At 60.6% G+C, this 12426-nt stretch carries 14 protein-coding genes and 1 rRNA gene; 1 reads left to right on the top strand and 14 read right to left on the bottom strand.

The window, feature by feature from the left end:
• The 13 genes from K9L28_10040 to K9L28_09980 all read right to left on the bottom strand — a co-directional run.
• Window positions 1–67, bottom strand: a 16S ribosomal RNA gene (locus K9L28_10040); the annotation flags it as partial.
• Between the two features lie 180 nt (window positions 68–247).
• Entirely contained in the window at window positions 248–1408 is a 1161-nt protein-coding gene (gene recA / locus K9L28_10035) for a recombinase RecA (GenBank protein MCF7936666.1), read from the bottom strand.
• A 46-nt stretch (window positions 1409–1454) separates the two neighbouring features.
• Window positions 1455–2042 (bottom strand): RNA 2',3'-cyclic phosphodiesterase, encoded by a 588-nt coding sequence (gene thpR / locus K9L28_10030; GenBank protein MCF7936665.1) that lies wholly within the window; start codon window positions 2040–2042, stop codon window positions 1455–1457.
• A 3-nt stretch (window positions 2043–2045) separates the two neighbouring features.
• Window positions 2046–3254: a nicotinamide-nucleotide amidohydrolase family protein gene (locus tag K9L28_10025; GenBank protein MCF7936664.1), complete on the bottom strand. Its 1209-nt coding sequence runs from the start codon at window positions 3252–3254 to the stop codon at window positions 2046–2048.
• 5 nt (window positions 3255–3259) lie between these two features.
• A complete protein-coding gene (locus K9L28_10020) occupies window positions 3260–3742 on the bottom strand; it encodes a phosphatidylglycerophosphatase A (protein ID MCF7936663.1) in 483 nt (160 codons plus the stop codon).
• Window positions 3739–5064 (bottom strand): 30S ribosomal protein S12 methylthiotransferase RimO, encoded by a 1326-nt coding sequence (gene rimO / locus K9L28_10015; protein MCF7936662.1) that lies wholly within the window; start codon window positions 5062–5064, stop codon window positions 3739–3741. Before rimO ends, K9L28_10020 begins: the two co-directional genes overlap by 4 nt.
• Entirely contained in the window at window positions 5042–5977 is a 936-nt protein-coding gene (locus K9L28_10010; protein ID MCF7936661.1) for a DUF4115 domain-containing protein, read from the bottom strand. Before K9L28_10010 ends, rimO begins: the two co-directional genes overlap by 23 nt.
• The gene (gene rpe, locus K9L28_10005) at window positions 5974–6696 is read right to left on the bottom strand and encodes a ribulose-phosphate 3-epimerase (GenBank protein ID MCF7936660.1); all 723 of its coding nucleotides are present in this window, start codon (window positions 6694–6696) and stop codon (window positions 5974–5976) included. Before rpe ends, K9L28_10010 begins: the two co-directional genes overlap by 4 nt.
• On the bottom strand, window positions 6675–7823 hold the full coding sequence (locus tag K9L28_10000) for a PASTA domain-containing protein (protein ID MCF7936659.1): 1149 nt from the start codon (window positions 7821–7823) through the stop codon (window positions 6675–6677). The genes rpe and K9L28_10000 overlap by 22 nt, the downstream gene beginning before the upstream one ends.
• 57 nt (window positions 7824–7880) lie before the next feature.
• Window positions 7881–8585, bottom strand: a complete 705-nt coding sequence (locus tag K9L28_09995; GenBank protein MCF7936658.1) for a DUF6391 domain-containing protein — start codon at window positions 8583–8585, stop codon at window positions 7881–7883.
• A gap of 116 nt (window positions 8586–8701) precedes the next feature.
• Complete coding sequence (locus K9L28_09990) at window positions 8702–9400, bottom strand: zinc metallopeptidase (GenBank protein MCF7936657.1); 699 nt, start codon at window positions 9398–9400, stop codon at window positions 8702–8704.
• Window positions 9401–9488: 88 nt separating this feature from the next.
• Entirely contained in the window at window positions 9489–10622 is a 1134-nt protein-coding gene (locus K9L28_09985) for a DegT/DnrJ/EryC1/StrS family aminotransferase (GenBank protein ID MCF7936656.1), read from the bottom strand.
• Between the two features lie 131 nt (window positions 10623–10753).
• A complete protein-coding gene (locus K9L28_09980) occupies window positions 10754–11404 on the bottom strand; it encodes a GntR family transcriptional regulator (protein ID MCF7936655.1) in 651 nt (216 codons plus the stop codon).
• Between the two features lie 154 nt (window positions 11405–11558).
• Here K9L28_09980 and K9L28_09975 point away from each other — a divergent pair, with 154 nt between their 5' ends.
• Complete coding sequence (locus tag K9L28_09975; protein ID MCF7936654.1) at window positions 11559–11774, top strand: hypothetical protein; 216 nt, start codon at window positions 11559–11561, stop codon at window positions 11772–11774.
• Here K9L28_09975 and K9L28_09970 read toward each other — a convergent pair.
• Window positions 11762–12292 carry a citrate lyase holo-[acyl-carrier protein] synthase gene (locus K9L28_09970; protein ID MCF7936653.1) on the bottom strand — a complete coding sequence of 177 codons (531 nt, stop codon included), beginning with the start codon at window positions 12290–12292 and terminating at the stop codon, window positions 11762–11764. The genes K9L28_09975 and K9L28_09970 overlap by 13 nt on opposite strands.
• Window positions 12293–12426 lie beyond the last annotated feature (134 nt).

The raw sequence follows: 12426 nt of genomic DNA, 5'->3' as shown, positions 1-12426 counted from the left end.
GTTCGACTTGCATGTGTTACGCACGCCGCCAGCGTTCATCCTGAGCCAAGATCAAACTCTCCATGGAGTTCGTCTCTCTTCTCAAAAAATATCAACAAGGCTCCGCTCTCACATACTGATCCCTTGTCAAGGTGCCGTGGAAACGCCCTTCTCTTTAAGGGCAAGAAGGATTGTACCAACCTTACAGCTCCGTGTCAATCTCCCAACGTCGACGTAACAACGGGGATAATGATCCATTTGGGGCGCTTTACTCCCGATTACTGCTGCTTTCCGTTTCTTCCCCCAAATCGAGCTCCATGAACTCGTCCTCCATGGAGGTCCCCTGTGCCTTTTGCTGCTCCTCCTCTCCGGACGGGAGGGAGGGCTCCGACTCCGGCTCCGGAGCGAGCTCTATCCCAAGTCCTTCGGCGGCTTTCTTGCGTACCTCCTGGACAACCTGTTCCATAAACTCGGGGTGCTCTTCCAGATACTGCGATACGTTGTCTTTGCCCTGACCGATGGTTTCCCCCTGATAGGCCAGCCAGGAACCGCGGCGCTTGATGATGCCGAGGTCAATGCCCATGTCGACCACCGCCATCGCCTTTGGAATGCCCTTCCCGTAGACAAGCGTGGTATGAGCTGTTCTGAAAGGCGGGGCCTGTTTGTTTTTCACCACCTTCAGCCAGAGCTCGTGGCCGAGATTCTCCTCTCCCTTGGTAACGCTTTTGCCTCGCTTCACCTCGATGCGCACCGAGGTATAGAATTTCAGCGCCCGGCCGCCGGTCGTCGTCTCCTGGGGGCCACCGTAGGGGGTGGTTCCTATTTTTGCTCGGAGCTGGTTGATGAAGGCAACGCTCCCCTTGCTTTTGGATATGGCCGAAGTGAGGCGCCGCAACGCGTAGGACATCAAACGGGCCTGGAGACCGACCTGGGATTCGCCGATCTTCCCGTCGATTTCGGCCTGCGGGGTCAGGGCGGCCACCGAATCAACAACGATGAAGTCCACCGCTCCACTCCGCACCAGTGAGTCAAGAATAAAGAGTGCCTGTTCGCCGCTGTCGGGCTGTGAGATATAGAGAGAGGCGATATCGACACCCACCGACTTGGCGAGCCGCGGATCAAGGGCATGCTCGGCATCGATAAAGGCCGCTATGCCGCCGGCCTTCTGTGCCTCCGCCGCCGCATGCAGCGCCAGGGTGGTCTTCCCGGTACCTTCAGGTCCGAATATCTCAATGATCCGTCCCCTGGGAAGCCCTCCTATCCCCAGCGCGACATCCAGGGGAAGGATGCCTGTCGGAATCACATCCACCGACACAACATGCTGGTCGCCAAGACGCATGATGGCGCCTTCACCGAATTTGCTGCGTATGTCGCTGAGGGATTGCTCCAGCACATCCTCACGGGTCAGGTTTTCCTTCTTTTTCGCCATTGGATTACCTCCTTATCTGTGTTGCTCACCACCGCTTGAGGAAACGCTATTCGTCTTCGCCTACGGGAAGACGGTACTCCCCCATCGGTGTGTACCGGGCTCCCTCTTTCTGTAAGTCGCTGCGCATGAGAATCACCTTGTTGGCCATCCAGGATTTGCCCTGCAGCGGTTCCTCTGTGAGGGCCTCGAGGAGCGACATCGTGCAATCACCTGGCTGTTTCAGCCTTGCCAGGGTCACGTGGGGGTGGAAGCCGCGCCGTTCCCGCTCCAGTCCACAGGCGACGGCGGAGGATTCAACGGTTTCGTAAATCCGCTGCAGTTCGCTGTCGTTCTCGTTGATCCCCAGCCACAGGACCCGCGGAGAACGGAGTGAAGGGAACGCGCCTGCTCCGGAAATGGAAAGAGGCATGGCGGTATGGCGGCTCTGCAGGCTGCCCTGCAGCTGCCGATCCAGACACTTCGCGGTCTGTGGCGTGATGTCGCCGAGGAATTTCAGGGTAATGTGCATCGCTTCCGGACGTACCCACTTGAGCCGTGGGCCGAAGGCCTTCAACCGACTGACCCATTGCGTTATCTCCACCGTCAAATGATGGGAGAGGGGAATGCAGACAAAGGCACGTATTCCGTGGGACATCGATCACCCCTCCTTGGAATCTCTCCAGAGCTGTTCCAGAGCAAAGGCGACAGACCGCTCACGCACAGCGGCCCTGTTGCCTGCAAACACCCGGTGGCGGCAGGTGGTCCGGTCTTCCCGGCAGAGACCGACATAGACGGTGCCCACCGGTTTGTCCGGCGTTGCTCCGGTAGGACCGGCAATACCGGTAACACTCAAGCCGACCTCTGTCCCGCATTGCCGGCAGACACCCCGGGCCATCTCGGCGGCGCAGGCTTCACTCACGGCGCCGTGGCGCTCCAGTGTTTCCCAGTGCACGCCGAGGAGGCTGCACTTCACATCATTGCTATAGGCAACGATGCCGCCGGCAAAGGCTTTCGATGCCCCCGACACGGAGGTCAACCGGGCGGCAAGCATTCCACCGGTACAGGATTCCGCCAGGGAGAGCCGGCGCCCCGTCCGTTCGCAGCCCAGGAGAATGGCTTCTTCGAGGGTAGAGACCCCCCGGGGAAGGCAGTCCTCCTCCAGGTGCCGCTCAATCCGTTCCCGCTGTTGCCGCACCGCCTCCTCCGGGCCGTTGAGCACTACTGTAATGAGATTGTAGGAAGGCAGAAAGGCGGTCTTGACGGAATCTGCAGACACAAGCGGAGCGATCTCCTTGGCGAGTCGACCCTCCGGCCAGCCTGTAATGCAGATCTCTACGCTTACGTTGTCTCCACGCTCAAAGGCCGTGAGCTCCTGCCGGGCCATGGCTTTGAATTCCCTCGGCACGCCGGGAAAAGACAGGACGGTGGTTTCCTGCGTAATAAACTTGATGCCCAGGCCGGAACCAACTGGATTGTAGACAGCCTCGGCGTTCTGTGGGATATACCCCTGGTACCGCCGGGAGTCGCTGATGATGTCCCGGAGATCCCCGGTGTATCGCTCGAGAATGCGTTCGTAGAGGGGATCCTCAGCAAGCTCTGTCCCGAGATAGCGGGCGATGCCAAAGCGTGTCTTGTCGTCTTCCGTCGGCCCCAGTCCACCGGAGAGAACAATCAGCGAACAGGCACCGGACCATCGTTGCAGGAACGCTTCGATTTCGGCGACCTCATCCGGCAATACCTCGATCGCACGCACCGTCCACCCGCGGGCATGGAGCTCGGCGGCCAGCCAGTGACCGTTGCCCTCGCTTCTCCGGCCTTCCAGAATCTCGTCGCCGATGGCGCCGAGCACAGCCGTTGCTTCTTGCACACCAATCATCCTCCCAGTATCGCACGCAGTCCATGGGCCAAAAAGAGCCAGTGAAAGAAACGCAGGAGCAGATTCGTCAGGATACCGGAGACGATATCGTCACCGACCATCCCTGCCGCACCCGGGAGGCGCTGGACCGCCGAAACAGGGAAGGGACGGATGATATCCACAATCCTGTAGAGAAAAAAGGCCGGCAGAACCAGCGAGGCGGGCAGCATCACCAGTGTCGTCCAGACCCCCGTCATCCTGTCTGCCACAATGGCCTTCCGCTCCTCCTCCGTCATCGACGGGACGGCCCGGGCAAGGACCACCACGGTCACCACAACGAGCGGCAGCAAACCGTAGAGTACGGGAAAGGGGAAAAGGAGTGCCGCCAGAAACCCGATCCCCGCGGCCAGGGTTCCCGGCATGGAAGATCGCCGGCCGATGCCGAAGAGCGTCGCGATGGCGATCGCGGTCTGTGGACGGGTCGTTCTGTGATCGTTCATGCTTCCCGTATCCTTCCCCTGAGCTCGTACCCCAGAGCCTCTTCAATAACGACAGGGATGCGCTCTCCCGGCGTCACGGCATCCTCCGGTGCGGCGACAACGACACTCCCGTCAACCTCGGGGGCATCCCGGTACGATCGCCCCCACAGAAGTCCATCTTCCCGGTGATAGCCCTCCACCAGGACGTCGAGCTCCGCACCCACCATGGCCTCGCTCCGCTCAAGGGCTATGGCCTCCTGGAGCTCCAGCACCCGTTCCTTCCGTTCTTCCGCTGTCTCCCGGTCCACAGGATCGGGAAAGGTTGCAGCCGGTGTGCCTTCCTCGGGGGAAAAGCAGAATACCCCCAGATTATCGAACTTGATCTCCGCTATCGTGGCAAGGAGTGAATCAAACATCTCCTCGGTCTCACCGGGGAATCCCACCATAGTGGTCGTGCGCAACGCAAACCCCTCATCCAGATCCCTGGGGGCGCGCAAAAGGGCGTGCAACCGCTCCGTATCGGGATTCCGGTTCATACGTTGCAGTATGGCGGGATGACTGTGCTGGACAGGGATGTCCGCATAGGGGAGTACCTGTGGGAGTGCCGCCAGGCGTTCCCAGAAGTGAGGGGGGATATTGTCGGGATGGAGGTACAGAAGCCGGATCCAGATATCCTCCGGCAACGCCGAAGAAAGCATCTCAAGAAGGCCCGCGAGTCGGGAAGGCCCCTGCTCTTTCCCATAGGAGGCAATGTCCTGCCCCACCAGACAGAGCTCCCGGGCACCGCAACGAACCAGCTGTTCCGCCTCGTCGACGATGCGCTTTTCGGGGAGGCTCCGCAACGGGCCCCGTATGGAAGGAATCGTACAGTAGGTACACCGGTTGTCGCACCCGTCCGCCACCTTGAGATAGCGCGTCCACCACGGATATCCGGGGAGAAGCCGCTGTCTGTTCTCCCCCGCCGGTGACGCTTCCTTCGTCAGGGCCCCGCAGAGCATGCTCCACTCCTCGCTCCGGGCCCAGTAGTCGACCGTGGGGAGCTCCTCCCGAAGCTCGTCTTCGTAACGGTTCACCAGGCATCCCACAACAGCGATGGCCTGGATCTCCCCCCGCTCCTTCCGCTCCTCCAGATCGAGGATCACCTCTACGCTCTCCCGAATCGCAGCCTCGATGAAGCCGCAGGTGTTCACAATCACCGTCTCCGCTTGCGAGGGTTCAGCGACAATCGTGCATCCCGCTCTGTGGAGGATGCCTGCAAGGTTCTCGCTGTCAACCTGGTTTTTCGCACAGCCCAGGCTGACGATGGCCACCTCGGGGTAACTAGTCCTTTTCAATTGTTCCATCGGGATAGATACGCACCGTGGCCACCTCGCCGTCGTACCCCAGGGGCTCCGGATCGCGCCCCTCCCAGTTGGCTACGATAACCCCGGCATTGCCCAGACGGAGCGACAGCACGGCATCCATGGGGAAGCTCCTGGTATCCCCCTCTTCCAGCGTCCCGACATACAACTGCTCTTCACCCTGCCGGACCCTGGTCCAGCAGCGCCCCGTACACCGTATTGTCAGTGTCTTTTCCTGCTGCTCCTCCTGCCGGGGCTGTTCACGCTCCCCGTCGATCTGGTCAAGCCATGCCATATCCCCACTCCGCACCCTGTCCGCCGAATCCGGCGATGCAACCGTCGCCGCCGGCGTTTCATCGGGAGAGAGCGCAGGATCTGCCGAGGGAACATCCGGAGAGACCTCGTCGGAGGTGGTGACAAGAGCGAGATTCAACTGGTCCCCGGAGATCAGGGTCTCTCCATCGTTTTGCGCCTCCTCCGTCACCGTCTGGGTATCGTGGGTCCTTGTGAAGGCCTCCCGTATGGCCTCCCGTTTGTTCCATGAATAATACCCCGAGATCACGAGCACCACCACAAGGACGTACAGCCCCCACCGGGGAACACGTTTGAAGCCCTTCGGAGGCGGGGCATAGGTCCCCACGGAAGAGGCGACGTCCACACTCTTCACCGGCGGCAAGACTTCCCTGTAGGAATCCCACAATTCGTCAACCTTGAGGAAGGAGAGATAGTTTCGGATAAATCCCCGTGCATAGACTGTCGACGGAAGGTCGTCGATACGCCCTTCCTCGATCGCCTGGATGAAGATGTCCCGAACCCGGATACCCTCGGCAACCTCCTGGATCGAGTATCCCTGCTCCTCTCTCAACCTCCGCAGGCGCTCACCCAGTTCCTGAAGGGAAAGCTGTTCCTCGCTCATCTTCGCAACCCCTTTTCTGCAGCGCTACGAAGGCTCCGGACAGCATCGTACGGGCGCGATACGCCAAAGATCGAATTCCCCGCGACGACAACATCACAGCCCTTCGCAACCACCTCGGATACATTTTCGGAGGCGAGACCCCCGTCAACCTCAATGAGGTAGCGCGCCCCGTGGGTCTCCCGCCACCGCACAAGGGAACGCACCTTCTCCATCGTCTCGGGCAGGAAGCTCTGCCCGCCAAAGCCGGGATTCACCGAAAGCACAAGCACCATCCCCACCATGTGGAGTATCGGTTCGAGCAACGCCACCGGTGTTCCGGGGTTGATCGCGACCCCGGGACAGACCCCGGACTCGGCGATCCTGCCAAGCACCCGGTGGATATGGAATCCGGCCTCACAGTGAACGGTGAGGAAATCCGGTTTCGCCTCCAGAAAGGAGGGAACAAAATCCTCCGGCGGCGTCACCATCAGGTGTACATCAAGCAGTGTCTCCGGATAGGCCTCCCTGAGGGCGGCGGCGAACTGCGGCCCAAAGGAGAGATTGGGGACATAGTGCCCGTCCATCACATCGAGATGCAGCAGATCCATCTCTCCCTGAAGTTCCTCTACACTCTGCCGGAGCTGCAGCACATCCGCCGAAAGCAGCGACGGCGCCACAAGCGGACGCCGCGCAGACAGTCGTTCGTACATCCGTGACACTACCGGTACCGTTCCTGCCATACAAATTCCCCTCCGAGATAGATTGTTACCACAGCACTCCCGACATACCGCTTGTCGAGTTTGACATACTCCCCGCTGCTTACCTCTCTGTCCAGGATCTTCCGGCTTCCCTGTTCATCCACCATCTCGATAAGGAGATTCAGGGGATCAGAGAGCGGCGGCACCTGATACCGGATCTTGGCCAGTTTGCCCGGCACCGGGGTCGGCGTCGGCGTCGCCGTAGGCTCCGGCTCCGTCTCCCGATCCGGGGAAACGGTCTCTGCCGTCTCTTCGGTCTCCGCCGGGGGCTGCTCCTCGGGCCGGCTGTCGGTCGCCACCTGTTGTTCCTCATCGGCCACACCATCCGCCATCCCCGGCGCCCGCACTGTCTGAGAAGGTGTCGGTGTCGGGTTCTCCGGCTCCGAGGCTTCCGCCCGGCGGTTGGTGGCCACCTCCAGCGTAATGCCGGAGGCATGCCGAAGGGTCGTACCTGGAGCGGGGCTCAGGGAAACAACAATCCCCTCAGGCGTATTCTGCGTGTAGGTATACCGCACATCCTGCACCTGCAATCCGGCGCCTGCCAGCAGTCGCCGGGCCACCGCCTCTTCCCTCCCCGTCACATCAGGGACGGAAACCGTTCCACCCTCTCCGGACGGACCTCTGCTGATCAACAGATCGATCCGCTCGCCCTTGGGAAGCCGGGCCGGCGCCGAAGGGCTCTGGGCGATCACCGTTCCGGGCAACACATCGGGGTGGTCGATCCGGACGATATCCCCGGCGGTGAATCCCTCCTCCTCAAGCGTCGCGACGGCTTCGTTGAACTCCATCCCCCGGAGGTTGGGCAGCGCCACCCGGTCCCCGCCCTTGCTGATCTTCAGAATCAGCACCTTTCCCTCCTTGATCTTCGACCCCGCTTCCGGCCATTGCGAGAGGACGATGCCGGGTTCCTTCAGGGAATCCACCTTGTCCATCCGGACCAGGAGCCCATGCTGCTGGGCGATCTCGACAGCCTCGATGGCGCTCATTCCTTCCAGAGGAGGCGTGCTTATCTCCTCTCCGCCCCAGAACACATAGTACAGTGTCAGGGCACCGGAGGCCACGATAACAAGCAGAACAACGACAAAACTCAGATACATAAATCTCTTCATTCATGCGCCTCCCCGAGATTCCACAGGCAGCCTTGGAAGCGTGCACCTCCTGCAAATCTACCCGACAACCGCAGCCTCGTACCGTTCGTTCTTCGATTGCGTTCGGACAAACCACTGTCCTCCAGCGTACCCCATCACGTGCAGCCGGCGTCGTCTTCGATCCTGCAACACAGGTTCGATCCCCAGAATGCGTACATCCTCTACATCCGGCAGGGTGGTTACGTAGCGCTGCACAAAGGCACTCGCCAACGGCCCTACAAGATGCGCAACCAGCAACGCAACAGCAACCGTGAGAATACTGATTTGCCCCGTCACCAAAAGGAGTGTAACAAAAACAAGGGCCGACAGAATATTCACAACCACCAGCGTGGTCCCGCACTTGGGATGAATCGCCAGCTCCCTCTCCCCACGCTGCAATCGGCGCAAGGCGAGGGCCGCGGTATCGGCGACCACCTCCGGAGCCGGCAGTGAGGCCTTGACCGTAAAGCCTTCACGGTAGGCGAGCCCGGAGACCCGCACACCGTAGCGCCGTTCGAGGATCGTGGCCGTTGCGTGCTCAAGGGCGTGGTTCTGGCGTACCCGCCTGTTGGTCAGCACACTGAGGAGCTGCTTCGGCCCCACGATAAGCCAGATAAAGGAACTGGCCGCAAAGCCGAGAGGTATGAACAGGAGGAAAAAGAACAGGAGAAAGAAGAGGAGTGCCACACCAAACCACGGTATCATCACCAGGAGAACCAACAGCAGCAACAACCATCCGTACACGGATATCCTCCCTACAGAAAAGGCGCCACCCCATTATAGCGTGGAGTGGCGAGCCTTCAATTTGCGATTTCACCGATTTTTACCCCTTCTCGAGCTTCATCGTCTGCGGAAACCGGCTACTCGTCACCACCGAACATATTGCGCAACACCAGAAGCCGCACCAGCTGCGCCGCCGCCATCACCGTCGCGGCGACATAGGTCAGGGCCGCCGCGTTGAGAACAGCCCTGGCGCCCCGCAGCTCCTCCGACGAGAGAACGCTCCTGTTGTCCAGGATGCGCAGCGCCCGCGAACTCGCGTCCAGCTCCACCGGAAGCGTCACCAGATGAAAGAGCAGAACGGCGACGAAAACCAGGATTCCCAGGGTCATCAGCCCACTGGCCTGGAAGAGCAGCCCGATGAAAAAGAGCGGGAAGGCAAGCCCCGAGCCGAGGTTCGCCACCGGCACGATGGCATTTCGGATACGCATGGGTGCATAGTTCTTCAGGTCCTGAATCGCGTGCCCCGTCTCGTGGGCCGCCACGCCTATGGCCGCGATACTGCTGCTGTTGTAGACGTTCTCCGAGAGATTGAGCGTCTTCTCCCTGGGATTGTAGTTGTCCGTGAGCTGCCCGCCCACCTGGCGCACCGGAATGCGCTGCAGTCCATAGCTGTCAAGCAGCAGCCGAGCCACCTGGCGGGCCGTCACACCCCTGCCCGCGCGCACCTTGCTGTATTTGGCAAAGGAGGACTTGACCTTCAACTGCGCCCATCCGGCAAAGATCACAGCAGGAATCAAGAGTATGATGCTAAAATCGAAAAAGAAAGGGAAAAACATAGAGGGTACCTCCCTTATATTGTCTCCGGCATCGCATTGCCTCGCACAGAGCGATTATACGCAAGGAGGGGCGATAGGTCAATGATGGTCAACCCCCGTAGAAGGCCGCGATGGTTTCCACAATCCGCTCTTGCTCTTCCGGTGTGATACCCGGAAAGATCGGCAGCGCCAGAACCCTGCGGCTCGCCTCTTCGGCGACAGGCAGATCGCCTTCTTGATAGCCGAGGTGGGCGAAACAGGGCTGTCTGTGGAGACAGAGCGGATAGTATACCTTGGTTCCGATGCCCTGTCGGCTGAGATAGTCCTTGAGCGCATCCCGCCGGTCGCACTGGATAACGTACTGGTGGAAGATGTGATTGCGCCCATCCTGGACCACCGGCACCTGCACACGGTCCAGCAGGCCGTGCTCGCCGAAGAGAATGGAGTAGACCCCCGCCGCTTCACGGCGCTGTTCGTTCCACTGGGGCAGCCTGGTCAATTTGACGGAGAGTATGGCCGCCTGCAACGCATCCAGCCGGCTGTTCAGCCCCACCTCTTCATGGATATAGGTCTTCAGCGCCCCATGAACCCGCAGCGATCTGATCCGTTGGTAGATGCCCTCGTCGTTGGTGGTGATCAGCCCGCCGTCACCACAGCCGCCGAGGTTTTTCGTCGGGAAAAAGGAAAAGCAGCCGGCCGTCCCAAGCGTACCGGAGTAACAGGGTTTCCCCTCAAAGAGCTCAAAAGCCCCGAAGGACTGGGCACAGTCTTCGATCACCGGTATGTTCCGGGAGGCTCCCAATTCGAGGATCTCCTTCATGGGTGCCATCTGCCCAAAGATGTGCACAGGCAATATCGCCCTGGTCCGTTCCCCCACAGCCCGCGCAATCAGATCGGGCCGAAGGTTCAACGAATCGGGATCGATATCGCAGAACACCGGTTTTGCACCAAGCCGTTCGATGGCGCCGGCCGTGGCAAAGAAGCTGAAGGGCGTTGTGATCACCTCGTCCCCGGCCTGGAGGTCGAGACTCATCAACGCCAGAAGAAGGGCATCCGAGCCGGAGGCGCACCCTGTTGCATGATTCGCTCCAAGAAAATTCGCCGCCTGTTCCTCGAAATCGGCGACCTCCTGGCCGAGGATGAACTGCTGTCCATCCAGCACCCTCTGTACAGCCCCGCGAACCTCCTCGGCAATCTCCCCGTAGGAGCGATTGAGATCCAAAATAGGAATCGTCGTGTCCATGGTCGTTTCCACCCCGCATTCATCGTTGTACCTCTATCTTCGAATCGGCAATTGCCACGCCAACCGTTAGTGTAGCAAAAAAACGGGAAGAGCACGCGGAGCGCCCTTCCCGTTTTTTGCAATGATCGCCGTTACTGCGGCCCGGAGAGGATCTCCAGGGAGAGGGCAAGGTGATGCTCCATATGGTGAACCGTCTGTCCTGTGTCCCGCGCCCGCAACGCCTCGATGATCGCGCTGTGTTCCTCCACGCTCGGGTTGTGCTCCAGTTCGTAAAAGGGATCGTAGAAGACGACATACACATTGGTTCTGGCAAGCACATTCTTGATGTAGGATCCCAGAACTCTATTGCCGCTCGCTTCGGCGATGGTGCAGTGAAAGGCCTCGTTGATCTGGAGGTAGTGTTCGAGATCCCTTTCGCGGAAGGCCTGTTTTTCGGAAAAGAGGAGCTCCTCCAGCCGTCGGAGATGCCGTTTCATGGTGTTGGCAACGGCCAGTCGCGCCGCAAACGCCTCCAGCTCTGCTCGCACACGGTAGGCATCCTCCATCTCCGCTCTCGACGGCATGGCCAGCCGGGCCCCGCTGTGGGGCACCAGATCTACGAGCCCCTCGCTGGAAAGCTTGCGGAGGGCCTCCCGCACGGGCGTCCTGCTCACTCCCATTTCAACGGCCAGATTCAACTCTGGGAGGCGTTGCCCCGGTTTGAGCTGTTTGGTGATGATGCGCTGGCGTAGCTCCTGGTACACGTAGTCGGCGGATGTGGTGTATAATCGTGGTCCACGCATCGCGGGGCACCCCCTGGAATGGCCACACTCTTTCGAGTAGTGCGACACTTTAGTGTATACTATCGTACCAGCGGGAAACCCCCTGCCTCAAGCAGAAATCCTTTCCGTTTATAAGGTTTTTGGGGCGATTTTTTTCCATTTGTAAGGAGGTTCCATGAGACTCGTCGTTCTCTGTCTTTCTCTTGCCACTCTTGTTCTCTACGGACGGGCGCTTGCCGGGCTTGGAGGATACCTGTTCGACCGCGGAGCACCGTGGATGATCTTCTGGGGGCTGCTCGGGGGGACATGCACGGCAATAGCGGCGCTTTGGCTATGGAAACGCTACATGACAACCATCATGGAGAGCGACACGGGGGATCACCAGAGGTAGCCGCCCGCCCGGGGATCGCTGCAGGCCCGCTTGACGAGACCGGCGGCGCATTGCCGCAAGGCCGTGGACGTGTGCCGATGGAGGCGGGCACAGGCCTTTGCCTCCTCGCCGCAGACGAAACATCGTCGCGCCGGGTAGCCGAGTTCCTGCCGGTGGAGGGTCCCCTCTTCCGTGACGAGGTCGATATCAAGCACCCGCCCCCAGGGAAGCCCCTCCTCCAGCTCCACAGCAATCCGCTTGCGTTTCCGGGGATCCCCGTCTTCGCCGCAGAGGTACGCCACGGGGCCTGCGGGGTCCACCATGGTGATCCGCAGGCTGAGGCCTGCGGGAGAAAAGATCCGCCGCCCGACAGCCGCGCCGGTTCGCTCCAGACAGAGCAGATCGCCTTCCAAACGCTTTGGACTCCCGGGTATGTTCAGGGCGATCTGCACGAGCCACGGCCACCGCCGCAGCAGATGTCTCTGCATGGACGCACGCTGTTCCCTGCCGCGCAGGATCCCCCGAACACCAGGGATCACCGGAGATCCTCCAGGGCATCGCCGAGTCTCTCCGCGGCGTCAGCCACATCCTGCGAACGGAGGTTGCTGACCGCCAGGCGGACCCCCTCTACGCCGTGGTGCCCGGGCCCCGCGAACCGACTCCCGGGCACCAC

The sequence above is a fragment of the Synergistales bacterium genome (genome assembly GCA_021736445.1).
In the GTDB taxonomy this organism is placed as follows: Bacteria; Synergistota; Synergistia; order Synergistales; family Aminiphilaceae; genus JAIPGA01.
This window is presented reverse-complemented; position numbering and strand designations above follow the sequence as displayed.